Annotated in this window: 25 protein-coding genes and 3 tRNA genes; 13 read left to right on the forward strand and 15 right to left on the reverse strand. The window is 63.5% G+C overall.

Annotated features, from left to right (window positions below; genetic code table 11):
• Positions 1–48: 48 nt before the first annotated feature.
• Positions 49–1,554 (forward strand): ATPase domain-containing protein, encoded by a 1,506-nt coding sequence (locus tag AC1DSF_RS15200; protein ID WP_478183052.1) that lies wholly within the window; start codon positions 49–51, stop codon positions 1,552–1,554.
• Entirely contained in the window at positions 1,551–3,083 is a 1,533-nt protein-coding gene (locus tag AC1DSF_RS15205) for a hybrid sensor histidine kinase/response regulator (RefSeq protein WP_478183053.1), read from the forward strand. The genes AC1DSF_RS15200 and AC1DSF_RS15205 overlap by 4 nt, the downstream gene beginning before the upstream one ends.
• A gap of 12 nt (positions 3,084–3,095) precedes the next feature.
• On the opposite strand, the gene AC1DSF_RS15210 is transcribed toward AC1DSF_RS15205, so the two are convergent.
• Positions 3,096–4,397, reverse strand: a complete 1,302-nt coding sequence (locus AC1DSF_RS15210) for an acetyl-CoA hydrolase/transferase family protein (RefSeq protein ID WP_478145708.1) — start codon at positions 4,395–4,397, stop codon at positions 3,096–3,098.
• A 57-nt stretch (positions 4,398–4,454) separates the two neighbouring features.
• Here AC1DSF_RS15210 and AC1DSF_RS15215 point away from each other — a divergent pair, with 57 nt between their 5' ends.
• The gene (locus AC1DSF_RS15215) at positions 4,455–4,829 is read left to right on the forward strand and encodes a VOC family protein (protein WP_478127010.1); all 375 of its coding nucleotides are present in this window, start codon (positions 4,455–4,457) and stop codon (positions 4,827–4,829) included.
• Here the strand turns inward: AC1DSF_RS15215 and AC1DSF_RS15220 are convergent, their stop codons facing one another.
• A complete protein-coding gene (locus AC1DSF_RS15220) occupies positions 4,830–5,294 on the reverse strand; it encodes an EVE domain-containing protein (protein ID WP_478183085.1) in 465 nt (154 codons plus the stop codon).
• Positions 5,295–5,299: 5 nt separating this feature from the next.
• Positions 5,300–7,051 carry an IlvD/Edd family dehydratase gene (locus tag AC1DSF_RS15225; RefSeq protein ID WP_478183054.1) on the reverse strand — a complete coding sequence of 584 codons (1,752 nt, stop codon included), beginning with the start codon at positions 7,049–7,051 and terminating at the stop codon, positions 5,300–5,302.
• 165 nt (positions 7,052–7,216) lie between these two features.
• On the opposite strand from AC1DSF_RS15225, the gene AC1DSF_RS15230 reads away from it, so the two are divergent.
• The 3 genes from AC1DSF_RS15230 to AC1DSF_RS15240 all read left to right on the forward strand — a co-directional run bounded on the left by AC1DSF_RS15230 (position 7,217) and on the right by AC1DSF_RS15240 (position 8,636).
• Positions 7,217–7,594, forward strand: a complete 378-nt coding sequence (locus AC1DSF_RS15230; RefSeq protein WP_478183055.1) for a hypothetical protein — start codon at positions 7,217–7,219, stop codon at positions 7,592–7,594.
• A 117-nt stretch (positions 7,595–7,711) separates the two neighbouring features.
• Entirely contained in the window at positions 7,712–8,104 is a 393-nt protein-coding gene (locus AC1DSF_RS15235; protein WP_478183056.1) for a DUF3597 domain-containing protein, read from the forward strand.
• 40 nt (positions 8,105–8,144) lie between these two features.
• Entirely contained in the window at positions 8,145–8,636 is a 492-nt protein-coding gene (locus tag AC1DSF_RS15240; protein WP_478127014.1) for a hypothetical protein, read from the forward strand.
• Positions 8,637–8,672: 36 nt separating this feature from the next.
• Here the strand turns inward: AC1DSF_RS15240 and AC1DSF_RS15245 are convergent, their stop codons facing one another.
• Entirely contained in the window at positions 8,673–9,743 is a 1,071-nt protein-coding gene (locus AC1DSF_RS15245) for an AraC family transcriptional regulator (RefSeq protein ID WP_478183057.1), read from the reverse strand.
• Between the two features lie 142 nt (positions 9,744–9,885).
• Here AC1DSF_RS15245 and AC1DSF_RS15250 point away from each other — a divergent pair, with 142 nt between their 5' ends.
• The gene (locus AC1DSF_RS15250; RefSeq protein WP_478145713.1) at positions 9,886–11,376 is read left to right on the forward strand and encodes a coniferyl aldehyde dehydrogenase; all 1,491 of its coding nucleotides are present in this window, start codon (positions 9,886–9,888) and stop codon (positions 11,374–11,376) included.
• Positions 11,377–11,416: 40 nt separating this feature from the next.
• Here AC1DSF_RS15250 and AC1DSF_RS15255 read toward each other — a convergent pair whose 3' ends face one another.
• On the reverse strand, positions 11,417–13,132 hold the full coding sequence (locus AC1DSF_RS15255; RefSeq protein ID WP_478183058.1) for a M30 family zinc metallopeptidase: 1,716 nt from the start codon (positions 13,130–13,132) through the stop codon (positions 11,417–11,419).
• Between the two features lie 224 nt (positions 13,133–13,356).
• Here AC1DSF_RS15255 and AC1DSF_RS15260 point away from each other — a divergent pair, with 224 nt between their 5' ends.
• Complete coding sequence (locus tag AC1DSF_RS15260; RefSeq protein WP_478127018.1) at positions 13,357–14,121, forward strand: carbonic anhydrase family protein; 765 nt, start codon at positions 13,357–13,359, stop codon at positions 14,119–14,121.
• Positions 14,122–14,170: 49 nt separating this feature from the next.
• On the opposite strand, the gene AC1DSF_RS15265 is transcribed toward AC1DSF_RS15260, so the two are convergent.
• The 9 genes from AC1DSF_RS15265 to folC form a co-directional block, all read right to left on the reverse strand.
• Positions 14,171–14,247, reverse strand: a tRNA-Asp gene (locus tag AC1DSF_RS15265).
• A 71-nt stretch (positions 14,248–14,318) separates the two neighbouring features.
• Positions 14,319–14,394: transfer RNA gene (locus AC1DSF_RS15270), tRNA-Glu, on the reverse strand.
• A gap of 30 nt (positions 14,395–14,424) precedes the next feature.
• Positions 14,425–14,500: transfer RNA gene (locus AC1DSF_RS15275), tRNA-Ala, on the reverse strand.
• A 35-nt stretch (positions 14,501–14,535) separates the two neighbouring features.
• Positions 14,536–15,924: a glutamate--tRNA ligase gene (gltX, locus tag AC1DSF_RS15280; protein ID WP_478183059.1), complete on the reverse strand. Its 1,389-nt coding sequence runs from the start codon at positions 15,922–15,924 to the stop codon at positions 14,536–14,538.
• Complete coding sequence (locus AC1DSF_RS15285; RefSeq protein WP_478127020.1) at positions 15,921–17,135, reverse strand: O-succinylhomoserine sulfhydrylase; 1,215 nt, start codon at positions 17,133–17,135, stop codon at positions 15,921–15,923. The genes gltX and AC1DSF_RS15285 overlap by 4 nt, the downstream gene beginning before the upstream one ends.
• Before the next feature lie 6 nt (positions 17,136–17,141).
• Positions 17,142–18,641 carry an amidophosphoribosyltransferase gene (gene purF, locus AC1DSF_RS15290; RefSeq protein WP_478127021.1) on the reverse strand — a complete coding sequence of 500 codons (1,500 nt, stop codon included), beginning with the start codon at positions 18,639–18,641 and terminating at the stop codon, positions 17,142–17,144.
• Positions 18,642–18,653: 12 nt separating this feature from the next.
• On the reverse strand, positions 18,654–19,139 hold the full coding sequence (locus tag AC1DSF_RS15295) for a CvpA family protein (protein WP_478127022.1): 486 nt from the start codon (positions 19,137–19,139) through the stop codon (positions 18,654–18,656).
• Positions 19,140–19,154: 15 nt separating this feature from the next.
• Entirely contained in the window at positions 19,155–20,021 is an 867-nt protein-coding gene (locus AC1DSF_RS15300; RefSeq protein WP_478127023.1) for an SPOR domain-containing protein, read from the reverse strand.
• 62 nt (positions 20,022–20,083) lie between these two features.
• A complete protein-coding gene (gene folC, locus AC1DSF_RS15305) occupies positions 20,084–21,391 on the reverse strand; it encodes a bifunctional tetrahydrofolate synthase/dihydrofolate synthase (protein ID WP_478183086.1) in 1,308 nt (435 codons plus the stop codon).
• A gap of 34 nt (positions 21,392–21,425) precedes the next feature.
• Here folC and AC1DSF_RS15310 point away from each other — a divergent pair, with 34 nt between their 5' ends.
• From AC1DSF_RS15310 to argG, 4 genes are all read left to right on the forward strand, one after another.
• Complete coding sequence (locus tag AC1DSF_RS15310) at positions 21,426–21,779, forward strand: ArsC family reductase (protein WP_478127024.1); 354 nt, start codon at positions 21,426–21,428, stop codon at positions 21,777–21,779.
• A 75-nt stretch (positions 21,780–21,854) separates the two neighbouring features.
• Positions 21,855–22,373: a hypothetical protein gene (locus AC1DSF_RS15315; RefSeq protein WP_478127025.1), complete on the forward strand. Its 519-nt coding sequence runs from the start codon at positions 21,855–21,857 to the stop codon at positions 22,371–22,373.
• A gap of 104 nt (positions 22,374–22,477) precedes the next feature.
• Positions 22,478–22,801, forward strand: coding sequence for a pyrimidine/purine nucleoside phosphorylase (ppnP, locus tag AC1DSF_RS15320; RefSeq protein WP_478127026.1), 324 nt, complete (start codon positions 22,478–22,480; stop codon positions 22,799–22,801).
• 15 nt (positions 22,802–22,816) lie between these two features.
• Positions 22,817–24,154, forward strand: coding sequence for an argininosuccinate synthase (argG, locus tag AC1DSF_RS15325; RefSeq protein WP_478127027.1), 1,338 nt, complete (start codon positions 22,817–22,819; stop codon positions 24,152–24,154).
• 109 nt (positions 24,155–24,263) lie between these two features.
• Here the strand turns inward: argG and murB are convergent, their stop codons facing one another.
• Entirely contained in the window at positions 24,264–25,316 is a 1,053-nt protein-coding gene (gene murB, locus AC1DSF_RS15330) for a UDP-N-acetylmuramate dehydrogenase (RefSeq protein WP_478127028.1), read from the reverse strand.
• Between the two features lie 75 nt (positions 25,317–25,391).
• On the opposite strand from murB, the gene AC1DSF_RS15335 reads away from it, so the two are divergent.
• The gene (locus AC1DSF_RS15335; protein ID WP_478183060.1) at positions 25,392–25,877 is read left to right on the forward strand and encodes a YajQ family cyclic di-GMP-binding protein; all 486 of its coding nucleotides are present in this window, start codon (positions 25,392–25,394) and stop codon (positions 25,875–25,877) included.
• Positions 25,878–26,034: the final 157 nt, after the last annotated feature.

Here is a 26,034-nt window from a genome sequence, read left to right on the forward strand (position 1 = left end):
AATCACGCGTCGCGTTGCTGCGCTAACCTCCCGCAATCCGGAGATTGAATGAAGGCACTAATCCCGGCCGCCACCAAAGCGGCCACCTTGACCCCTCTGTTGCAGTTTGGAGTACCGGGCCTGGACGACGTCCTCGGTGGCGGCCTCACGGCCCACAGGCTCTACCTGCTGGAGGGAGCGCCCGGCGCAGGCAAGACCACAGTGGCCATTCAGTTCCTTCTTGAAGGCGCGTCGCAGGGCGAATCGGTGCTCTACGTCACCCTCTCCGAAACGACGGGCGAACTCAAGAGCGTGGCTGATTCACATGGATGGGATCTGGGTGCCATCCAGATCCGCGAAATGCTGCCCGCTCACGACGCCCTGGAGCCCGACGAGCAATACACGATGTTCCATCCGTCCGAGGTGGAGCTCAGCGAAACGACGCTGAAGATCCTGGCCGACGTCGATGTGATCAAGCCGACGCGGGTCGTTTTCGATTCGCTGTCGGAGCTGCGCCTGCTGGCCGGTGGCTCGCTGCGCTATCGGCGGCAGATTCTGGCGCTGAAGCAGTTTTTCTCAGGCCGGCAGTGCACCGTGCTTCTGCTGGACGACATGACCGCCATGGAGCACGACCTGCAAGTCCAGAGCATCGCGCATGCAGTCATCCGCCTTGAGCAAGTGATGCCCGACTACGGATTGGCGCGGCGCAGGCTCACCGTCACCAAGTACCGCGGCATGGCGTTTCGCGGTGGCTACCACGACTACAAGATCGTGCGCGGCGGCCTGCAGGTGTTCCCGCGGCTGATTGCGGCGGAACACGCGACCCCGATCGAGCAGACGCGCATGCCCAGCGGACTGTCTGCCCTCGACGACCTTCTCGGCGGGGGCATCGAGAGGGGAACCAGCACGCTCTTCGTCGGCGCTCCCGGCACCGGCAAATCGACCGTTGCCGTGCAGTTTGCGATTGCCGCAGCGATGCGCGGCGAATGCGCAGCCCTCTTCTGCTTCGACGAAAGCATCAACACCTTGCGCACGCGCTGCGCCGGGATGAACATGGACCTCGGGCCGCACCTCGATTCAGGCGCCATTCGCGTGCGGCAGGTCGACCCTGCAGAGCTTTCGCCCGGCGAATTCGTGCACGAAATTCGCGAGGTCGTGGCAAACCATGGCGCGACGGTCGTCATCATCGACAGCCTGAATGGCTATCTCAATGCCATGCCCGACGAGCGCTTTCTCATCGTCCAGCTTCACGAGCTGCTGACCTATCTGGGCCAGGCCGGCGTCGCGACGATGCTGATCGGTGCGCAGCACGGCCTGATCGGCATGCAGATGCAGACGCCTGTCGATGCGAGCTACCTTGCCGACTCGGTGGTGCTGCTGCGCTACTTCGAGGACGAAGGCGAAGTGCGGCAGGCGATCTCGGTGCTCAAGAAGCGCGGCGGTGCGCATGAGCGCAGCATCCGCTCGTTCTCACTGGGCAGCAACGGCATTTGTGTCGGGCCACCGCTGCGCAACTTCCGCGGCATCCTGTCGGGCATTCCCATCCCGCTTGACGGGGTTCGGGCCCAAACGTGAGCCATTGCGAGACGGAACTCGACTTCCGCATCCTGTTGCGGACGGCGACCTCCAGGGATGCATTGATGGCGAGCGCCGTGTTGAAGCGCGCCGGTTTCACAGCTTTCACCTGCGAGACCATGCAGCGACTGACACACGAGTTCGCCGCCGGCGCCGGCGCCCTCCTGCTGGCCGAGGAAGTGATCGCAGGCACCGCGATGGCCGAGCTGGCTGCCACGCTGGCGCAGCAGGCACCCTGGTCGGACGTGCCCGTGATCGTCCTTGCGCGTCAAGGGATGGACACGCGCGCCATCGTGCATGTCATGGATGAGATCCCCAACGTCACGGTCATCGAGCGGCCCATGCGGGTGGCCTCACTGGTCAGCGCCGTGCGCACGGCCATGCGCTCGCGGCGGCGGCAGTATGAACTGCGCACGCTGCTCGACGGGCTCCGTGATGCGGACCAGCGCAAGACCGAGTTCCTCGCGACGCTGGCGCACGAGTTGCGCAATCCGCTGGCGCCGCTCAGTACGGCGCTGGCGCTGCTAGCGCGCAAGAAGTTCTCCGCCGAAGAGGCCGACAAGTACCACCAACTGATGCGGCGGCAGGTCGACCACATGGTGCGCCTGGTGAACGACCTGATGGAGGTATCGCGCATCACCCGCGGCAAGATCCAGTTGCGCCGGAGCCCGGTGCGACTGCAAGCCGTGATCGAAGATGCGGTGGAGCTGAGCCGGCCGTTGATCGAGAACGCCCGGCATTCGCTGTCGCTGGACATCGAGTCCGGGCCGCTGGTCGTGCAGGGCGATGCGGTTCGCTTGACACAGGTGTTCTCGAATCTCTTGAACAACGCGGCCAAGTACACGCCCGCCGGCGGCCGGCTGCAACTGAAGGCCTTTTCGGAAGGCCGCCGCGCCGTGGTGCAGGTCACCGATTCAGGAACCGGTCTCGCGCCCCACATGCTGGCTTCGATCTTCGACATGTTCGTGCAGGTGAGCGGAACCGCGAGGCAGGCCCAAGGCGGCCTTGGCATCGGCCTGACGCTCGTCAAGAGCCTGGTTGAACTGCATGGCGGCAGCGTCGAAGCGGCGAGCGAAGGGCTCGATCGCGGCGCCACCTTCACGGTCCGCCTTCCGCTGGCCAGGCAGACCGCCGTCACCGATGCTCGCGCGGAGCAGCGCAGCCGCGCGATGGCCAAGCTCGAGGGAACCATCCTGGTCGTTGACGACAACCGCGATGCCGCCGACAGCCTCTCGGAGTTGCTGGGGTCGATGGGTGCCGAATCGCTCGTCGCCTATAGCGGCGAAGAGGCCCTGCGGCTCGCCCGGCTGAACCCCGTGGAAACCGCCATCCTCGACATCGGCATGCCTGGCATGGATGGATGCGACCTGGCGCGGCTCCTGCGGGCGGAACCCGATGGCGCGGCGATCAAGCTCATTGCGCTCACCGGCTGGGGCCAGCACGGCCACCGCGAACGCATCGAAGAAGCGGGCTTCGACCACCACTTGCTCAAGCCGGTCAACATCGACCACTTGCTGTCGCTGCTTTGACTCCGGCGTGGCTCAGGCCAGCCGCATCTTCTGCGCCGCCTCGCGAAGCTCGTCCCGAAAGTCCGGATGCGCAATCGCGATCAGCGCTTCGGCGCGTTGCTTGGCGCTCTTGCCGCGCAACTGCGCGACGCCGTATTCAGTCACCACGTAGTTGACGTCGTTCTTGCTCGTCGTGACGTGAGTGCCCGGGCTCAACGTCGGTACGATGCGCGAAATGCTGTTGCCCTTGGCCGTCGACGGCAACACGATGAACGCCTTGCCGCCATTCGATCGATTGGCGGCCCGCACGAAATCGCTCTGGCCGCCCGTTCCGGACACCGGCGAGAAGCCGAGGCTCTCGGAACCGCACTGCCCGATCAGGTCCACCTGCATCGTCGCGTTGATGGCGATGAGGTGGTCGTTCTGACCCGCAAGAAATGGATCGTTGGTGACGTCGACCGGGTGCAGCTCCAGCATCGCATTGCGATGCATGAACTGATAGAGCCGCTTGGAGCCCAGCGCGAAAGTCGCGAACATGCGCCCCGGATGAATGTTCTTCAGCCGATTGGTGACCGCGCCGGCTTCGACCAGCGTGAGGATGCCGTCGCCCACCATCTCGGTGTGGATGCCGAGGTCGCGCTTGTGCGTGAGCTGCATCACCACGGCGTCCGGAATGCCGCCATAGCCGATCTGCAGGGTCGCACCGTCCGGAATCATTTCGGCCACCTGCCTGCCGATGGCCTCCTGGACTGGGCCGATCGTCGGCAGGCCGACGACCGGAAGCTCGTCGTCTGATTCGACGAGCGCACTCACCTGCGACAGATGGACGCGGCAGGCGCCATATGAATACGGCACGTTGGGATTGACTTCGAGCACGATCGCTCGCGCCTCGCCGACGGCCGCCATCGTGTAGTCGGCCGCGAGGCCGAGCGAGAAGTAGCCCTCCTCGTCCATCGGCGAAGCCATGCTGAACACCACGTCGGCCGGCGTGAGGCCACGCTTGATCAGCACCGGCAGCTCCGAGAAATTGGCCGGCACGTAATCGCTCCATCCGTCCTGCCCACCCGCACGCGATGCGGGCCCGAAAAAGTACGCGACATGCCGCACATGCTGAACCGTCTCCGGGTCGAAGTAGCCGAACTTCCCGAGCGGCAGGATCTGGGAAATGCGCACGTCGCGGAATTCCCGACGCTGCTCGGACAAAGCCGTCAGCAGGTGCGGCGGCTCTCCCGGTCCCGTCGGCACGATGATGGTGTCGCCGTCATGGACCAGTCGCACCGCATCGGCAGCGGACATCCGCTTGCTCTGGTACTTCGATTCGAAAGCGAGGGTCATGACTTACTCCAGTGTGGGCGCACAATATCTGCCGTTCGAGGACTCAAGGAGCATGCCGTGTTACAGCAATCCCCTCTGTATGCCTACATCCCCGCCAAGGACGTCGCGCGAGCCAGGCAGTTCTACGAAGACAGGCTCGGATTCAAGCCGAAGGCCGAGCTCGGCGGCGGAGTGCATTATGAGTTCGGCGGCGGCACTGGGGCGTTTCTGTACCCCACGCCGAATGCAGGAACCTCGCGCGCCAGCCAGGCCTTCTGGCAGGTCCAAGACATCCGAAAGGAAGTCGCCGAACTGAAGGCGCGCGGCGTGGTCTTCGAGGACTACGACATGCCCGGCAAGGACGCCGACGGCATCGTGACGCAGGGCGGCGCGATGGCGGCGTGGTTCAAGGACACGGAGGGGAACATCCTCGCTGTCATCCAGAGCCTCTGATCAGGCGAGCAACTGTTCGGTGATCAGACGCCAATGCGCTTCATCGACCGGCGTGATCGACAGCCGATTTCCTTTTCGCAGCACCAACATGTCCGCGAGCGCGGGCGTTGCACGCATCTCGGGCAATCCCAGCAGGCGCGTCTTGCGCAATGCCTGCACGTCCAGCAGCAACCAACGCGGCGATTCGGGCTTGGAAGCAGCGTCGTAGTACGGCGAGGCTGGGTCGAACTGCGTCGGGTCCGGACGGGTGCCCGATGCGACACGCGCGATGCCGACAATGCCCGGCTGCGGGCAGCTCGAGTGATAGAAGAGCACGCCGTCGTCCACATGCATCGCATCGCGCATGAAGTTGCGTGCCTGCCAGCTGCGAACGCCCGTCCAGGGCACGGTGGCGTTCGGCGCCGCAATGGCATCGTCGATCGAGCAATCGTCGGGTTCGGATTTCATCAACCAATACTGCGTCATCTGAGTCATGGACGTCCTCCAGCCTTCGGCGCGCGAAGGAAATCAAAGTCGGCTCCCTGGTCGGCCTGCGTGACCGTCTGAAGAAAAAGTTTGCGGTAGCCGCGTTCGGCCGTCGGCGGAATGATCGGCGATTCGTTGGCGCGGCGCGCGAGTTCGTCGTCGTCGACGAGCAACGACAGTTCACGGTTGGCAACGCTGAGCCGGATGCGGTCGCCGCTGCGCACATGCGCGAGCGGGCCACCGATGGCCGATTCTGGCGTCACGTGGAGCACGATGGTGCCGAAGGCCGTGCCGCTCATGCGGCCGTCGGAGATGCGAACGATGTCCTTGACGCCTGCACGCGCCAGCTTGCGCGGAATGGGCAGGTAGCCCGCTTCGGGCATGCCCGGCGCGCCCTTGGGGCCGATATTCTTGAGCACAAGGATGTCTTCGCGCATCACGTCGAGATCATCGCTGTCGATGCGCCGCGCGAGGTCTTCGAGGTTCTCGAACACGACTGCCCTGCCCTCGTGCTCCATGAGCGCTGCATCGGCCGCCGACTGCTTGATGATCGCGCCGCCCGGTGCCAGGTTTCCCCGCAGCACCGCGATGCCGCCCTGCGGATAGATCGGCCGGCCGATGGGCCGCACCACGTCCTGCGCAAACCCCGGCCCGGCACGTTCGATTTCTTCCCCCAGCGTGCGACCGGTGACCGTCAGTGCCTCGAGACGAAGCAGCGGCTTGAGCTCGCGCAACAGGGTCGCCATGCCGCCAGCCGCATGAAAGTCTTCCATGTAATGCTGACCCGAAGGCTTGAGATCCAGCAGCACGGGCGTCTCGCGGCCCATGCGATCGAGCGTCTGCAAATCGATGTCGATCCCCACGCGCCCGGCAATCGCCGCGAGATGCACGATGCCGTTGGTCGACCCGCCAATGGCAAGCAGCACCCTCATCGCGTTCTCGAAGGCGGCAGCTGTCAGGACCTTGTCGATGGTCAGCCGCTCGCGAGCGATCTGCACGGCTTGCGCGCCCGTCTGCTCCGCGATGCGAACACGATCGGCCGTGACGGCCGGGGGCGACGCGCCACCGGGCACCGTCATGCCCAACGCTTCAGCGATGCAGGCCATGGTGCTGGCGGTGCCCATCACCGAACATGTTCCCACGCTCGCCACGAGCTGGTTGTTCACTTCCACCGTCTCTTCGGCGTCGATCTCATCGGCACGAAAGCGAGCCCAGTACCGCCGGCAATCGGTGCACGCGCCCACGCGTTCGCCGCGATGGCTGCCCGTGAGCATCGACCCGGTGATGAGCTGAATCGTCGGAAGACCCGCGGACGCCGCACCCATGAGCTGCGCCGGGACGGTCTTGTCGCAGCCGCCGATGAGCACCACGGCGTCCATGGGCTGCGCGCGGAGCATCTCTTCAGTGTCCATCGACATCAGGTTGCGAAGGTACATGCTGGTCGGCGCCGCGAAGCTCTCGTGGATGGAGATCGTCGGAAATGCCATCGGCAATCCACCCGCGAGCATCACGCCGCGCTTGACCGCCTCGATGAGCTGCGGCGAATTTCCGTGGCAGGGGTTGTAGTCGCTGCCGGTGTCGGCAATGCCGATCACGGGTCGGTCGAGCGCCGCGTCGGTGAATCCCGCGCCCTTGATGAAAGCCTTGCGCAGGAACAGCGAGAAGCCCTGGTCGCCGTAGCTGGTCAGCCCCTTGCGCATGCCGCCCTCGTCGCTGGCATCGATGGAGTCATCGGGTTCGAACGGAGAACTGGCCATGCAAACGCCTTCCGGGAGATCGTGGAAAAAAAGTCATCGCTTTGTACGCGATCTACGCGATCCTGCACATCTTCGCCCGCCTTGCGGGTTGTGTGGGCGTCTCTTAAGCTGTCGCACGGTTTCGTCCTTGAGACACATGAAAGATGAATGATGAAAGGCGATCGGATGCTCAGACCGAAATGGATCATCGCCTGCGTGCTCGGCGCAACTGGCGCACTCGCGCTGAACGCGCAAGCGCAGCCGGTGCGCTGGCGCGGCGACTTCGTCTACTTCGCGGATTCGGCCGTTTTCACCGATTGCGCGACCGGCACCCGGTGGCCCGTGGCGATGACTGGCGACTATCTCGCGCTGGAGCACGCCTACATGCAGTGGCGTTCCGAGCCGAAGGCGCCCCTGCTGGCGAACGTCGACGGCCGCCTCGAAACCATGGATCCAATGGAAGGCCCGGCGCGGGAACATATGGTGGTCGACCGGTTTGTGTCGGTGCAGCCCGGATACACCTGCGAGTCCATGGCGGCCAGTCCGCCAGCAACCCCTCACTGAACCAGTACCAATCCCGCCATGGAAGCGACCAGTAACAGTTTGCAGCCTTCCAAACACGTCACATCCGCGTCGCAGAATGAACCAGCCGCCAGTCCCAACTCTTTTTGAGGAAAACCCATGAGCATTTTCAGCAGCATTCTTGCCAAGATCATTCCGCATGCAGCCGCCGCCCCGACGCAAGAAGCACCGGCGCCTGCAGCGCCGGCCGCTCCCGCAGCGTCAGCGTCAGCCGCCGCTGCGCCCCCGGCCGCCATCTCGGTGGTCGACGTCGAAGCGCTGCTCGACGGGATGCCCGGCGCAAAGAATCTCAACTGGCGCACGTCGATCGTCGACCTGTTGAAACTGCTCGGCCTGGACAGCAGCCTCGAAACCCGCAAACAGCTCGCGCAAGAATTGAGCTACGGTGCGGACACGAGCGACAGCGCCAAGATGAATGTCTGGCTGCACCGGCAGGTCATGACCAAGCTGGCGGCCAACGGCGGCAAGGTGCCGTCGGAACTCATCGCCTGAACCACTAGGCAACCAGACAAACGGACAAATGGAGAACGCCATGGGATTGCTCGATCTGTTGCAGCAGGCGCTTGGCGCCAATCCGGAAGCGCACTTCGATCAGGTCGTGCAGAACGCTTCCACGGACCAGCTCGGCGCGGGCCTCGCCGCCGCGATGAAATCCGACCAGACGCCGCCATTCGCGGACATGGTTGGAAAGCTCTTCAACGTGTCGTCGTCATCGCAGCAAGCCGGCCTGCTGAACCAGATCCTCGCCACGCTCGGCCCGGCGGCAGCGTCGGCCGTGGCTGGCGGCGCCCTGGGGCGCGTGCTGGCGCCGGGCCAGACTCAGGTGACCCCCGATCAGGCCTCGCAGCTCACGCCAGCGCAGGTCACCGAAATCGCGGCGCATGCCGAACAGGCGCATCCGGGCATCGTCGATCAGGTCGGCCAGTTCTATGCACAGCACGCCGGACTCATCAAGATGATCGGTGGCGCGGCCCTGGCTGTCACGCTTGCGAAGATGAAAGAGCACGCGACACAGCAACGCTGAGGCGTTGTCACGAGATCCGAGGTCTAGGGTCCGGGTTCAGCGCCCGCGATCCCGAAAATACGCGGGCGTCTGGCCCGTCCACTTCTTGAACGCCTTGCGGAAATTCGAGGCATCGGAAAAACCGCTGCGGCCAGCGATTTCCTCGACGGACAGGTCGGTGCGCTCAAGAAATTCGATCGCCACGCGCTGTCGGATACCGTCGATGATTCCCTGAAAGCTCGTGCCGGCATCGACCAGCCGGCGGTGCAGTGTGCGGGTCGACAGATGCAGTCGCTCGGCCATCTGTTCGGCGCGTGGCAGGTCGCCGACGCTATCGAGACACGCTTCCTTGATGGATTTGACCAGCGGGTGCTCGCCCATGAACTCTCCCATCATGCGGCCGCAAAAATCGGCGGATACCTCCGCGGTGATGGGGTTCGCATTCGGCAAGGCCGCGCTCAGGAGTGCAGCATCGAACTGCCATTGCATGACACCCGCGTCGAAGGTCACGTCGCATTGCAGGATCTCTTCGTAGCGCTTTGCATACGCCGGGGCGGCATAAGGCAGCAGCAGGCAACGACCTCCGTAATCACGCTCCAGCACGCGGCTCGTCAACGCGCGTATCGAGCTGAACCAGAACTCGGTCGCAAGAGGAAGGAGCGGCCCGAGGTCCATGACGTCCTGCGCCTCGAAGATCGCGACATCACCTTCGACGCGGAAGCTCTTCTCGAGCACAGGGCCGGCGAGCCGCACGTGCTGAATGCCGAAAGCCACCGCATCCGCCAGCGTGGCGCTGGTCAGCACTGCATAACCGAAGACGCCGAAATCCGAAATGCGCTGGCGCTGTCCGGCGACGAGCCCGATGGCCGGCTCCGGGCTGAGCCGATGGACGTTGCCGAAGAACGCGATCTTCTGGCGATGTGAAATGCGCGCCTGCGGATCGGAGATGGCCTCCGGCGAGATGCCGGTTCCGTCGAACAAGTCGCGCGTCGCCACGCCGAGTTCCGCGAGGGAATCGATGATCGCCGTCAGGCCGAGCATGCTGTGCGCCGGTGCATCCATGTCGGCGACGTAGCGGGCCGCCATGCGGGGCGTTGCCGTCGGGGTGGCGAGAGCTTCTTTGGGCACGGCGATCGGGTGAGATGGTTTGGCAGATTTTCACCCTAATGTGTCGAAGTTGAACCTGTGCGCAACCCTTGCAAAAGCCTACAGTCGCTTCCAGACGGCGCGACAGTTTCCCCTTGCAAGCTCGCGTCCATGGAGACAACACATGAACGACACCACCGATCTGGCGCATGCAGCAGCAACTGTCGACGCAACCGAACGCGTCGGTCGCCTCTTCGCGGCGCAACGAGCGGCCTTCGCCTTGCAGCCTTGCCCGGACGCCGCGGAGCGCCGGTCCCGGCTGACTGCACTCAAGCGGCAGATCCAGCGCCACCAGGACGTCCTGACCGCAGCCATGAGCAAGGATTTCGGCTATCGATCGGAAGCCGAGTCGAAGATGCTCGACCTGCTGGGATCGGTTCTGGAGATCGACCATGCGGTCTCGCACGTCCGCCGGTGGATGAAACCTAGCCGCCGTTCGACCGAGTTGCTCTTCCTCGGCAACCGCGTCGAGGTGCGCTACCAGCCCAAGGGCGTCGTCGGCGTGATCGTGCCGTGGAATTTCCCGCTCTATCTGGCAATCGGCCCTCTCGCCGCAGCGGTGGCGGCAGGCAATCGCGTGATGATCAAGATGCCGGAAGTCACGCCGGCCACCAACGCGGCGCTGAAGGCGTTGCTCGCCGAAGTCTTCTCCGAGGATCTGGTGTCGGTCGTCGGCGAAGAACTGGCGGACCCGAACGTCTTCACATCACTCCCTTTTGACCATATCGTGTTCACCGGCTCGCCCGCCGTCGGCCGCATCGTGATGCGAACCGCCGCCGAGAACCTCACACCGGTGACGCTTGAGCTGGGCGGCAAATCGCCGGCAGTGGTCACGCGCAACTACCCGATTGCCGATGCGGCGAAACGCATCACGCATGGCAAGTCGACCAACAGCGGACAAATCTGCGTGTCGCCCGACTACGCACTGGTGCCGCGCGAACGCATGGAAGATTTCATCGCGGGCGTCAGGAACACGTTCAGCCGCTTCTACGACAACCGCACCCACGGCAACGCCGACTACACGGCCGTGGTCAATCAGCGGCAGATGGACCGCATCCGCGGCATCCTCGAAGACGCGCGGGCCAAGGGCGCACGCATCGAAGCCTGTGCGCCTGATCCGCAAGGCGCCGGTCGCCAGATGCCGCTACACATCGTGACCGGCCTGACGCCGGACATGCGCATGATGCAGGAAGAACTCTTCGGCCCCATCCTCCCGGTAGTGCCTTACGACACGACAGACGAAGCGATCGCCTTCGTCAATGCGAGGCCGCGTCCGCTGGCGCTCTATTGCTTCACCCACAGCGGCGCGGAGCGCGACGAACTGCTGCGCCGCACGCATTCCGGCGGGGTCGCCGTCAATGACTGGGGATGGCAGGTGGTGAACCACGACGCGCCCTTTGGCGGCATCGGCAATTCGGGCATGGGCACCTATCACGGCGTGGAGGGCTTTCGGGAACTGTCGCATGCGCGTACCGTCTTCCAGCGCAACCGCTTCTTCCCGATCGACCTGTTCTATCCGCCCTACGGCAACTTCGTGCAGCGCTTGGCGCTGAAGTTCTACCTCCGAAGCGCCGACCCGAAGCTCGCGGCCCAGCACACCGCTGATCGCCCATGATCCGCGCCGGCTGGCCCTCCGCTTTCCCGCTTTCGCTTTCCTAGTTCACGACGACCGACAGCGTGCTGCCCGGCGGAACCCGGACGACTTCGCTGTAGGTGCCTTCGATCTTGGACCGGATCACTGGAAAGCTCGCAAGCGCCTGCAGAAACTGCGGCGCAGCGCGCGGCAGCTTGCGGTTGGCTTGCCCGAGACTGGCCGGGTCGATCGCCGGCAACCTGAAGATGTCGTCGTTGCGCGCCGGCATGCTGTATTCGGCAATGCCTGCACCCAGCGGGATCAGCCCCGCCGAAGCCGCGGTGAATCGGCGCAGCTCTTGTCCGGTGCTCGAATCCGGACGGCGCGACTTGATCGCCTGGTCGAGGATGTCGGCCGACTTTGTCTTGGGTGGACCATTGAGCAGCGCCTTGTAGAAGTCGAGCCCGAACTGGCGATTCAGGAAACCGCCGAACGACCCGTTCACCGCATAGCTCTCGCAATTCACCCCCATCGGCGTCCATTCGGTCAGCCCGCAGTTGTAGCTGCCCGCACCGTTGTAGCTGAGATAGTACGGATAGCGCGAATCGCGGATGGCGTTGTGAGCGGGATCGATGTTGAAGCTCGCCCAGTCTTCCATCATCAATGCCGACATTTCTTCGAGCCAGGTATCGAACGTGGAGTCCGGGCCCATCTTCACACCTCGGCGATAGAAGTTCTGCATGTGCATGCCTTCATGCGCCATCACCGTCGCGATCTGCTTGACGCCCGTTTCACCGTCCAGATAGAGCGACTCCGAATCCAGGTACAGGCTCAAGGATTCATTGCTGTAGGCCCGGTCGCCAGTGCCCTTCTTGAAGTTGTTCAAGGCCCAGAAGTAGCCCACGAGGCCGTACGGCTGATGGTCGCGGTCGAAGTTGACGATGAAGATGTCGACTGGCTGCCCACTGCCCGGCAACAATTGCGTCGTGTCGTGATCGCCCCAAAGGGGCCCGCCGACTCGAACGAGCATGTCGTAGATCCCCCCCGGCGCCGCGAATTTGTCCAGCATGCGCATCACCAGCGTGTCCGACACGGCAGAAGGTGAGAGCTCGGCGGCCTCGACCCACACGTTCACCATCGTGCCGTCGCCGGCCGGGCGCCGAGCCGCGAGTTTGACCGTCCGCTGCGATTGGTCGTAGAGATAGATGCTGCGCTGGTCATTGACTGCGTAAGCGGCAAGCGGCGCCATCGATTTCATGATGCCCGACGGCTGCTTGGTCTGAGGATCCAGCAGTTTGGCGAATCCGGAGCGGTTGAAATCGTCGATCGCGCTGCGGTAGTCGCCCACGCCATCATGCGGTTCCACGATCGCCTTGTTTGCCGTTGCGACTATCTCGGCGCTCGCACGCACGTTCAAACCCGGCAGCGCCTCGGGCGAGTTGCCCTCGTTCGTCAACACCAGCGTCACCGTCTGCCCCTTGAGGCCAGAGATGGAGAGCGGCACATCCACCGGAGCCTGCGAGGCGTTGACGCCCTGCCAGACTCCCGTGCCGGTGCCCGCGTAGGTTCCGTCGTCGAGCGCTCCGCACGAATTGCACGTCGCCTTGACCGCGTTGGTTACTGTCAAATCGCTGGGAGGATTCGATGCCGTCGCCGGTGAAGTCTGCGCAGTTGCATAGCCGGCACCTCCGCCTCCAGCCCCACCGCCGCCGCCTCCGCCGCATGCGGACAAGAACATTGCAGCCACCAGCAGTGCCGTTGGTCTACACACTTGGTCGAATCGCGAATTGCTGCGCATGAGATCTTTCCTGTACGTTGAAGACACGTGCAATCGAAAGTGCTCGTTGCCGTGCAGAGCTTCTCGGGCTCCACCCGGATATCGGCAGCAGGGGCTGAAACTTGAATGTCGGACGGGCAGTTCGCCAGTTCCGTCAAGCTCATCGAACGCCCCCTTCAGAAGTGGCGGCGGCCCGACGAACTCCCTAGCATCTGGCGGACGCCATATTCACTGAAAGAATCCCAATGAAACTGATGACTGCATGCTGTGCATCGGACGATCACAGCCCCACGAGCAACGGCCGCCGGTCGTGGTTGAAAAAGGCAGCCGCAGGTGGCGGCGCCGCCGTCCTGATGGCCAGCATCGGCTTGCGAACAGATGACGCCGAGGCCGCCTCGCTGAACCAGGCGCAGCGCGACGCGATGACCCCAGACCAAATCATCGAGATGATGAAGAAGGGAAATCAGCGGTTCCGGTCAGGAAAGATGAAAGCGCACGACTATCTTGCGCAGAAACGCTCCAGCGCCTCCGGGCAATACCCGGCGGCTGTCATCCTGAGTTGCATCGATTCGCGTGCGCCGGCCGAGATCATTCTGGACATGGGCATCGGCGACAGCTTCAACGCACGCGTGGCGGGGAACATCTCCAACAAGGACATGCTGGGAAGTCTCGAGTTCGCTTGCGCCGCAGCGGGCGCAAAGGTAGTCCTCGTCATGGGACATACCGCTTGCGGCGCAATCAAGGGCGCCATTGACGGGGTGGAACTGGGGAGCCTGACCGGTCTGCTTGATGTCATCAAGCCCGCCGTCGCTGCGACGACCTACGCAGGCGAACGATCCGCCAAGAACGCCGAGTTTGTCGATGCGGTGGCTCGCACGAATGTGCAGCAGACGATGGACGCACTGCGCAGTGGAAGCTCGACCCTCGCAGATCTCGAAAAGAAGGGGCAGATCAAGATCGTGGGATCGATGTACAACCTTGCAAATGGTGTTGTCACGTTCATGGCTTGAACGAACAAAAAAAGCCGTTGCAAGTAACTTGCAACGGCTTTTTGCTTTTTGGCGGAGCGGACGGGACTCGAACCCGCGACCCCCGGCGTGACAGGCCGGTATTCTAACCAACTGAACTACCACTCCTGATAGACAACGTTCGCTCCGACTGGAGCCAAGTGTTGCCACTTGTGCCTTCTTCACCTGATGGTGAAAACTGGCGACCCTACGGGGATTCGAACCCCGGTACTCACCGTGAAAGGGTGATGTCCTAGGCCTCTAGACGATAGGGTCAAAACCTGGACTGCTTTCTCGACGCCCTGTTGGTGGAGGTAAGCGGGATCGAACCGCTGACCTCTTGCATGCCATGCAAGCGCTCTCCCAGCTGAGCTATACCCCCATGTGGGTGTCGAGCCTCAAATTATATACAGGTTTTCAGACCTTCCTGAGTCTCTCAATCACTTTCTCGCGAGAAAAAAGTGAGAGCACTGCATCGAGTGACGGGGTCTGCGGCGTACCCATGACAAGCACACGCACGGGCATTGCGAGCGCGGGCATTTTGATGCCATGTTCAACCAACACTTCCTTGATTGCAGATGAGATCGCAGCCTTATCCCAAGTGACATTCGCGAGCTTGTCCGCCAGCGTCGCAACCACCGGGCGCACGGCGTCGGTGAGGTGCTGCGCGCGATCCGCTTCGCTTGCAGCCACATCCGAATAGAAGGCTGCTGCCCAGCCGGCGAGTGCAACCGTGGTTTCGCACCGATCCTTGAAGAGTCCGCAGATCGCCGAGAGGCGGTCGTCGGCCGCGATGCCGCGCTTCTTCAATTGGTCTGCGACCAAAGGCGCCAGCGCATCGTCAGCCATTGCCTTCAGATGTTGCGCATTGACCCAGCGCAGCTTGGCTTCGTCGAACTGTGCCGCGCTGCGGCCGAGGTGATCCAGATTGAACCACCCGATGAATTGCTCACGCGAGAAGATCTCGTCATCGCCGTGGCTCCAGCCCAGCCGAGCGAGGTAGTTCACCATCGCGTCAGGCAGAAAGCCTTCATCGCGGAATTGCGTGACCGGCTTTGCGCCGTTGCGCTTGCTCATCTTCTCGCCCTGCTCATTCAGAACAGTCGGCAGATGCGCGTACACCGGCGGCTCCTTGCCGAGCGCCCGAAAGATATTGATCTGGCGTGGCGTGTTGTTCACATGGTCGTCGCCGCGGATCACATGCGTGATGGCCATGTCGATGTCATCCACCACGACGCAGAAGTTGTAGGTGGGTGTTCCGTCCGGGCGAGCGATCACAAGATCGTCGAGCTCGTCGTTGCCGATCTCGATGCGGCCCTTGACCTTGTCATCCCACGCGACCACGCCACCCTGCGGATTGCGAAAGCGAAGCACGGGCTGTACGCCTTCTGGAACCGGCGGGAGGGTCTTGCCGGGTTCCGGGCGCCAAGTGCCGTCATAGCGCGGCTTTTCCTTGGCAGCCATCTGCTTTTCTCGCAGGGCGTCGAGTTCGGCCATGCTCATGTAGCACCGATACACCAGACCGGTGGCCTGCATTTCGGCGAGCACTGCCTTGTAGCGGTCCATGCGCTGCATCTGGTAATACGGGCCTTCGTCGTGGTCGAGGCCCAGCCACTGCATGCCGTCCAGGATGACGTCGACGGCCTCCTGCGTCGAACGCTCCACATCGGTATCTTCGATCCGGAGAATGAAGTCGCCGCCGGTCGAGCGCGCAAAGGCCCACGGATAGAGCGCGGAACGGATGTTGCCGAGATGGATGAATCCCGTCGGCGAAGGGGCGAAGCGTGTACGTGTCTTTTGCGTCATGCGAGGGTGCTCAGGCCGCGCAGCAGGTCGGCCTTGATGTCGTCGATGTGGTCGAGCCCGACCGCGATGCGGATCAGGCCTTGGCTGATGCCGGCCGCCTGGCGTTGCGCTTCGCTGAGGCGCCCGTGCGAGGTGGTGGCTGGATGGGTGATGGTGGTCTTGGTGTCGCCGAGGTTGGCCGTGATGCTCAGTACGCGCGTGCTGTCGATGACCTGGAAAGCATTGGCGCGCGCCGCCTCGGGACCGTCGCCACGCACGTCGAATGACACGACCGCCCCGCCCTGCCCCGACTGCTGGCGCATTGCCAGTTCATGCTGTGGATGCGAAGGCAGTCCTGGGTAGTAGACCCGCGCCACACCGGCTTGTGTCTCGAGCCACTGCGCGAGCGCCAAAGCGCCTTCGCAATGCGCTTTCATGCGGATGCCGAGCGTTTCGAGCCCCTTGAGCACGACCCACGCGTTGAATGGCGACAGCGCCATGCCCGCAGTGCGCACGACGGGACCGAACACCTCGTTGATCAACTTTGCGGAGCCGCAGATCGCACCCGCCAGGACACGCCCCTGCCCTTCGAGGTACTTGGTGCCCGAATGAATGACGAGATCGGCGCCGAGTTCACTGGGCCGCTGCAAGGCCGGCGAACAGAAGCAGTTGTCTACGACCAATAGTGCGCCTGCGTCGTGCGCAAGATCGGCGAGAGCGCGAATGTCGCAGATGTCCGTCAGCGGATTGGTCGGCGTTTCGGCGAACAGCAGCTTGGTCGTCGGTCGGATGGCGATCTGCCATTCGGCGACGTCCGTCTGCGAAACGAAGGTGGTTTCAACGCCGAACTTGCCGAACTCGCGCCCGATGAGATTGAGCGTCGAACCGAACACCGAGCGCGAGCACACGACGTGGTCCCCCGCTTTGAGCAAGCCCATGCACATCATGAGGATCGCGCCCATGCCGCTGGATGCGCCAATAGCTGCTTCGGTGCCTTCGAGGGCCGCCAGCCGCCGCTCGAAGCTGGCGACTGTCGGGTTGGACGTGCGCGTGTACGTGAAGCCGTCTTCGGTGCCGGCAAATCGGCGTGCCGAGGTCTCCGCGTCCGGCTGCACGAAGCTGCTGGTCAAGAAGAGCGCTTCGGAATTCTCGCCGTACTGACTTCTTTCGAGCGCAGTGCGCACCGCCAGCGTGTCGCGGTGAAGTCCGGGTGGCAGGGGTCGATCGGTCACGTTGTTTCAGCTCAGGTTAGGAAGGGCCAGGCGGGACGAATCTTCTTCCGTCTCTTCGATGCGAGGACGATTTCCGTTCATCCTCGAGATGGCTTCCGTGTCGATGTCGCCGGTCACGTAGACGCCGTCGAAACAGGACGCATCGAACCCATCGAGCTTCGCGTTCAACGAACCGATTGCGCGCTTCATCGCGTCCACATCCTGGTAGATCAGCGCATCGCAGCCGATCAATTCGCGGATCTGTTCGATGGTGCGGTCGTGCGCCACCAGTTCGTCCTTGGTCGGCATGTCGATGCCGTAGACGTTGGGAAAGCGCACCGGCGGGGCAGCGCTGGCAAGGTACACCTTGCGTGCGCCCGCGTCACGCGCCATTTGCACGATCTCGCGGCTGGTGGTGCCACGAACGATGGAGTCGTCGACCAGCAGCACGTTGCGTCCCTTGAACTCGCTGGCGATCACGTTGAGCTTCTGGCGCACAGACTTCTTGCGGACCCCCTGGCCCGGCATGATGAAGGTGCGGCCGACATAGCGGTTCTTCACGAAGCCTTCGCGATAGGGCACGCCGAGCAGATGCGCAAGCTGCGTCGCGCTCGGCCGGCTGGATTCCGGAATGGGAATGATGACGTCGATCTCGCTTGGAGGGACCGTCGAAACCACACGCTTGGCCAAGGTCTCGCCGAGGTTCAGTCGCGCCTGGTAAACCGAGATGCCATCGAGCACGGAATCGGGCCGCGCCAGATAGACGAACTCGAAGATGCACGGGTTGAGCGTCGGCGAATCGGCACATTGCTGGGCATGCACTTGCCCCTGCAGATCGACGAACACCGCTTCGCCCGCGCCGATGTTCCGTTCGAAGACGTGGCCGGAACCTTCGAGTGCAACCGATTCGCTTGCGACCATCACGGTGCCGTCTGCGCCGCGACCCAGGGCGAGCGGGCGGATGCCATAGGGATCGCGAAACGCCAGCAAGCCATGCCCGGCGATCAGTGCCACGACGGCATAGGAGCCGCGCAGACGACGGTGCACGTTGCGCACTGCTTCGAACAGCGTTGCCGAGTTGAGCGCCCCGCCTCGCGTCGAGCGATCGATCTCGTGAGCCAGCACGTTGAGCAACACTTCGGAGTCGCTCTCGGTGTTGGTGTGACGGTGGTCGGTCGAGAACAGTTCGGCGCGCAGCGCATGTGCGTTGGTGAGGTTGCCGTTATGCACCAGCACGATGCCAAAGGGCGCATTCACGTAAAACGGCTGCGCCTCTTCCTCGCTGTAGGCGTTGCCGGCCGTGGGGTAGCGCACCTGGCCCAGCCCGACGTCGCCGGGCAGTGCGCGCATGTTGCGCGTGCGGAACACGTCGCGAACCATGCCCTTGGCCTTGTGCATGAAGAACTTGCGTTCCAGCAGTGTGACGATGCCGGCCGCGTCCTGGCCGCGGTGCTGCAGGAGCAGCAGTGCGTCATAGAGCAGCTGATTGACGGGGGCGCTACTGACAACGCCGACGATTCCACACATGAAGCAATCCTCTCAGGGCAGGTAGCTTGCCAACTTTTCAGGCAAAGCGGGTTTCAGGCCCTGCAATGCCGCATCGAGAACAATGGCGCTTCGCGATTCGTGCCACCAGGCACTGTCGCTCAACGCCAGCAAATGAACAACCACCGCAACGGCCAACAAAGCCGTCGCGCCGCGAGCCACGCCGAAGACGCCGCCCAGTATTCGATCGACGGGCCGCAATCCAATCGCGGTCACCAGCTTGCGCGTGAGCGAAGCAACCAGCCCCACTCCGAAGACCACCGCCACGAACACCAGCACGAAGCCTGCCGCATAGCGCCAGGTCGCGGCCGGATCGCCAAAAGGCAACCACCTGCCGACGTCTTCCGCAAGCCATTGCGCGCACAGGAAGGCAGCCACCCATCCGGCGAGCAACATCACCTCGAAGACCAGGCCGCGCATCAGCCCCAGCAACATCGAAACCACCACCAGGGCGACGGCGATCCAGTCGAGGAGGGCCACTTGGTTGGGTGCAGGCTACAAGCTGAGGATGGCTGCCGGCAAAGACAAGCCCTTGACCTTGCTTGCAGCGCGATCTGCCTCCGCGCGCGAAGCAAAGGGGCCGACACGCACACGCGTGCGTTCGCCATCGGCAGTCTTCGCGACGTGCATGTAGGTCTTGAGTCCTGCCTTTTCGAGTTTCTGGCGCACTTCCTTCGCCTTGTCTGCATCGGCGAACGCGCCGACCTGCACCACGAAACGGCCGTTTTCGTCGGATGTGGCGGCGGCGGACTTTGTGGTCGTTGCAGTGGAGGCAGTGGACTTGCCCTCGAGCAAGGCGCGCGCACGGCCGCCGTCATCCGATGCAACCGCTGGCTTCGGCGGCGCGGATTTCGGCTCGGGTTTGGCTTCGGCTTTGGGCTCGGGCTTAGGCTCGGGTTTTGGCTCGGCTCTGGCCTCCGCCTTTGGCTTCGGCTCAGGTTTGGATTCAGGCACAGGCTCGGAATTGGCGTTTGCCGGCGGCGCTGCGGCAGTGGCCTTGCCCTGCGGAATCTCGCTGCCGTCCGCTGCCTCAGTGATGATGCTGTCGTTGGCCGATGCGCTTGCACCGGGCTTGCCGGAGGCAGCGGGTGCGGGTGCCGGCGTGGACGGAAGCGTCAGTGGCTTGGCCTTGGCTCGATCCGGCACTTCGATGGGGATGTCGACAGGGACGGGACGCGGCTGCGTGTCGAACAGCAGGGGGAAACCGATGACGCCGATCAACACCAAAACGGCAGCGCCGACAAGGCGATGGCGTGCGCGCCGGCGCATTGCCTCGACGCTCTCCGCCGGTGGTGCCGAGGCGGCGGTGTTTCGCCCTTCGTTGCCCTGAGGACCGCGTGCGCGGAACTTGAAGAACGCCATGAAATTCGTTTTCCTGATGGAGTGCAGCGTGAGGTGGAAAAAGCGCCGGAGATCAGGCTGTTTCAGGAGCCCGGCGACAAGTGCCTGGCCCCCAGACGAGGGGTTCCGTGCTCGAGCACGCCACCCACGGTGAAGAACGATCCGAAGACGACGATTCTATCAGTGGGGTCCGCGTGCTCGATGGCCGCCTGCAGCGCTTCCACGGGTGTGTGGTGCGCGCTTCCGCTGACGTCCGAACGCTTGTTTTGAGCTTGCCAGCGAGCCAGCAAACCGTCCGCCTTGGCTGCGCGCTCCGTTGGCAAATCAGTGAAGTACCAGCGATCGATCATCGGCCCGATCCGGGACAGGATGGGCGCCAGATCCTTGTCGGCCATGACGCCGAAGACGCCATGGGTGGTCGGGTAGAAGCCCATCGCGTCGAGGTTTTCGGCGAGCGCGGCAACTGCGTGCGGGTTGTGCGCAACATCGAGCACCAGCGTCGGCTCGCCGGGGATGATCTGGAAACGCCCTGGCAGTTCGACCATCGCCAGCCCGTTGCGCACGGCCTGTGCGGTCACGGGAAGGCACTGCCGCAGTGATTCGAGCGCCGCGAGCACCCCTGCGGCATTGATCAACTGGTTGGCGCCACGCAATGCCGGGTAGGCCAAGCCACTATAGCGGCGGCCCCGGCCGCTCCAGCCCCACTGCTGCTTGTCGCCCGAAACATTGAAGTCGCGGCCGACGAGCCATAGATCGGCGCCGATGGCATTGGCATGATCGATCACGCTCTGGGGTGGAACCGGATCGCTGACGATCGCCGGACGCCCGGCTCGCAGGATGCCGGCCTTCTCGAAGCCGATGCTCTCTCGGTTGGGACCGAGGAACTCCATGTGGTCAAGATCGATGCTCGTGATCACGGCGCAATCCGCGTCGATGATGTTGACCGCATCGAGCCGGCCGCCTAGCCCGACTTCGAGGATGGCGACGTCAGGCTTGTTTTCCGCAATGCACAACAAAATGGCGAGCGTCGTGAATTCGAAATAGGTGAGCGCGACATCGCCGCGGCCGCGCTCGACGGCTTCGAAATGCTTCGCCAGTTCGGCGCCGTCGACTGCTTCGCCGCGCAACCTGAGCCGCTCCTCGAAATGCACGAGATGCGGAGAGGTGAAGACGGCCGTTCTGTAGCCGGCATGCGCGAGGATCGACTCCAGCATGGCGCAGGTCGAGCCCTTGCCGTTGGTGCCGGCTACTGTGATGACGGGGCAGTCGAAGGAAAGGCCCAGCCGCTCGGCGACTGCGCGGACCCGGTCGAGCCCGAGTTCGATGTTCTTGGGGTGCAGGCGCTCAGCGTGCGCCAGCCATTCGGCGAGGGTTTTCATGGAGCCCGGAATTGTCGCCGACGCGGGCCCGGGGCATCATCGAGGCATGACAACCCTTTATGGCATTCCGAACTGCGACACGGTCAAGCGCGCCCGCGCCTGGCTTGACGAACACGGTGTCGCGTACCGATTTCACGACTTCAAGAAGGAAGGCGTCCCCGAAGCCCGCCTGGACCAATGGCTGCTCGCGCCAGGTTGGGAAGCGCTGGTCAATCGCCGCGGAACCACATGGCGCCGCCTCGACGACGCGGCTCGCGCGACGGTGATCGATGCACCGTCCGCTCGCGCCGCCTTGCTCGCCAATCCAAGCCTGATCAAAAGGCCGGTGGTCGAGTGGGGGCCCTCCGCGGGCGTAACGACCGGATTTGATGCCGACCAATGGAAAAGCCATGTCGTGTAAACGGTTGAACCCAATCCAGGCCAGCGCGTCAAATCCGGTCATCGGGGCATGCGGCCCATTTTCAGGAGTTATGACATGAACACGAACACCCCTCGCAAGATTTCGGCACTTTCGGTATTGGCCGCCGCGCTGGCAAGCGGCGCCACCATGGCTCAGGCAGAACAGGTGTTGGCGAGAGTGATTTCCACCTCGCCGGTGACCGAGTCGAACGGGCACATCAGCTTCAATGTCACTTACGAATATGCAGGGCGCCAATACACCACCCGAACAGACACGCCTCCGGGGGCGAGCATTTCGGTGGACGTCGGCAACTATGGCGTGACCACGACGCCGGTGGCGCCGCAGTCCCAGATCGGACAGGCACCGGCGCCTCAGAACTGGGACAACGTCGTTCCGGAACAAGGTCTGGTGGTCTCCGGCGGCGGGGCTCCGATGCCAGCGCCCGTCTACGCACAGCCGGCCCCCGTGTACGTGCAGCCGGCGCCTGTCTACTACCCAGCGCCCGCTTACTATGCGCCGGCTTACGCCTATCCGCCAATCGGCATTTCGCTGGGCTTCGGCTACTCGCGCGGGTGGGGCGGCCGCTGGCGCTGAGTCCGGCATCGCGCCGCAGGCCCGGAGGGCCGGCCGGGAAGCCTAAAATCACCGGCTTTTCCAACCGGCGCCGACCGCGTCCGGTGCCACGCCCCTCCAATTTCATGAGCACAACCGAATTCCTCCAGAGCGCCTCGGTATCGACCAAGGCCAACGTGTACTTCGACGGCAAATGCGTGAGCCACAGCCTCACGCTCGCTGACGGCACCAAGAAATCGGTCGGCGTGATCCTGCCGTCCACCCTCACTTTCAGCACCGGCGCGCCGGAGATCATGGAAGGAACCGGCGGCAGCTGCGAATACATGCTTTCAGGTAGCAGCGAATGGGTGGCGTCGGGCCTTGGCCAGAAGTTCAGCGTGCCAGGCAACTCCAGCTTCCAGATCCGCGTGAGCGGCGAGCCCTACAGCTACATCTGCCATTTCGGCTGAACTGGTAATCAGAGCATGTCCACCATTCTCCAGAACGTTCCCGCCGGCCAGAAAGTCGGCATCGCCTTTTCGGGCGGCCTCGACACCAGCGCCGCGCTGCATTGGATGCGCAACAAGGGCGCCATTCCCTATGCCTACACCGCGAATCTCGGCCAGCCGGATGAACCGGATTACGACGAGATTCCCCGCAAGGCGATGCTCTACGGCGCCGAGAACGCCCGCCTGATCGACTGCCGCACCCAACTCGCCGCCGAAGGCCTTGCAGCGCTGCAGGCCGGCGCCTTCCACGTCACCACGGCCGGAGTGACCTACTTCAACACCACGCCGCTCGGGCGTGCGGTGACCGGCACCATGCTCGTTTCGGCCATGAAGGAAGACGATGTCAACATCTGGGGCGACGGCAGCACCTATAAGGGCAACGACATCGAGCGCTTCTACCGATACGGCTTGCTCACCAATCCGGCGCTGAAGATCTACAAACCCTGGCTCGACCAGACCTTCATCGACGAGCTGGGCGGCCGCGCCGAGATGTCGGAATTCATGCAGAAGGCCGGTTTCGCCTACAAGATGTCTGCAGAGAAGGCCTACTCGACCGACTCCAACATGCTGGGTGCAACGCACGAAGCCAAGGACCTCGAGCACCTGAACAGCGGCATGAAGATCGTCCAGCCCATCATGGGCGTCGCCTTTTGGAAGGACGAAGTCGAAGTCAAGCGCGAAGAAGTCATCGTGAGCTTCGTCGAAGGGCGGCCGGTCGCCATCAACGGCGTCGAATACGCGAGCCTGGTCGACCTGATTCTCGAAGCCAACCGCGTGGGCGGCCGCCATGGCCTGGGCATGAGCGATCAGATCGAGAACCGGATCATCGAGGCGAAGAGCCGCGGCATCTATGAGGCTCCCGGTCTCGCGCTCCTCTTCATCGCCTACGAACGCCTGGTGACCGGCATCCACAACGAAGACACCATCGAGCAGTACAGGGACCAGGGACGACGGCTCGGCCGCCTCCTCTATCAGGGCCGCTGGTTCGATCCACAAGCCATCATGCTGCGGGAGACCGCTCAGCGCTGGATCGCCCGCGCCATCACCGGCGAAGTGACCATCGAACTGCGCCGCGGCAACGACTATTCGATCCTGAACACCGTATCGCCCAACCTCACCTATCAGCCTGAGCGCCTGACCATGGAAAAGGGCGAATCCAGCTTCTCGCCCGCCGACCGCATCGGCCAACTCACCATGCGCAACCTCGACATCGTCGACACCCGCGACAAACTCGCCATCTACACCCGCGCCGGGCTCCTCTCCTCCACCCAAGGCGCCGCCCTCCCCCAGCTAAAAAACGACGACCCCAAGTAACCCCGCGCAAACCCAGAAACACCGCAGAACCGGCTCCGCCGGGCTGCTGGTGTTGCCCCCGGCAGGGGGTAGGCGAAGCGACACGAAGTGCGCGCAGCTTGGGGGCGAGCTAAATGACCACTGGCTCGGGCTCGAGACGGATTCCGAACCGTTCGTAGACGCTGGTCTGGATGGCCTTGGCAAGTGTCATCACCTCGCCGCCGGTCACCGGGTCCGTCTTGCCACCGCGATTGACCAGCACCAGCGCTTGCCGCTCATAGACGCCGGCATTGCCGACCGACTTGCCTTTCCAGCCGCAGGCGTCGATCAGCCAACCGGCCGCGAGCTTGATGGTGCCGTCCGCCATCGGGTAGTGAACGATCTTCGGGTCGCGCGCAATGATGTCAGCGCACTGTTCGGGCGTGACGGTCGGGTTCTTGAAGAAGCTGCCGGCATTGCCGAGCACGCGCCAATCGGGCAGCTTGGCGCGGCGGATCGCGCAGATCCAGTCGAAGATTTCCATTGCGCTGGGCGTGAAGTTGCCGGTTTCGGCCATCTTGCGTTCAAGGTCCAGATACCCGAGCACTGGCTTCCAGGGCTTTGGCAGGCGGAAACGCACTCGGGTGATGAGCGCACGCCCGGCGAGGCCAAAGTCGTTTACGCGCGTAGCGACATGCTTGAACACCGAATCGCGGTAGCCGAACGCACACTGCGCCGCGTCCAGCGAGAAAGCGCGGCCTGTGTCGAGGTCGATGGCATCCAGCGAATCAAATCGATCTTGCAGTTCGACACCATAGGCGCCGATGTTCTGCACCGGCGACCCGCCCACGGTCCCGGGAATGAGCGCCAGGTTTTCAAGCCCCGGGAAGCCTTGCTCGAGTGTCCACAAGACCGTGTCGTGCCAGACTTCGCCCGCGCCGGCTTCGACGACCCAGGCGTGCGACGTCTCTTCGAGCATCCTGAGCCCCTTGATCTCGACCTTCAGCACGAGCGGCTTGACGTCGCCGGTCAGCACGATGTTGCTGCCGCCGCCGAGCACGAACTTGGACATCGAGTGCCATTGCGCATCAGCCAGCAGCGCCGCCACGTCTGCATCGCCGGCGACGCGTGCCAGATGCTGCGCACGGGCCACGATGCCAAAACTGTTGTGCTGTTGCAGCGGTACGTTGTGCTCCACGATCATGGGAGAATTGTCGCATTCGCACCGCCGCGCGGCACTGCGCGTGGCCCTTTCAATTTGTTGCCGCCCGGAGCCTTCATGCCGTCTTTTGACACCGTTTGTGAACCCAACTTGCCCGAGGTCAAGAACGCAGTGGAGAACACCGCAAAGGAAATCGGAACGCGCTTCGATTTCAAGGGCACAGCGGCCGCTGTCGAGCTCAAGGACAAGGAAATCACCATGATCGGTGACGCCGAATTCCAACTCGTGCAGGTCGAGGACATCCTGCGCGCAAAGCTCACCAAGCGCAGCGTCGACGTCCGCTTTCTCGACAAGGGTGACGTCCAAAAGATCGGCGGCGACAAGGTCAAGCAGGTCATCAAGGTCAAGAACGGGATCGAATCCGAGACGGCCAAGAAGATTCAGCGCCTGATCAAGGACAGCAAGCTCAAAGTGCAGGCCGCCATCCAGGGAGATGCGGTACGGGTCACTGGCGCCAAGCGCGACGATCTCCAGGCAGCGATGGCACTGATCAAAAAGGACGTGCCCGACATGCCACTGACGTTCAACAACCTCAGGGATTGAGTGGCACACCCCCAGGCTTGCCCACTTCGTGTGGCCGCCCACCCCCTCGCCAGTGGAAACACCGGCTCGCCCCCAGGCTCGCGCACTTCGTGTCGCTCTCCACCCCCTACCGGGGGCAACACCGGCGGCCTGGCAAAGCCAGTTCCGCGGTGTTCCT

This window comes from Variovorax sp. 01N429, from assembly GCF_056399425.1.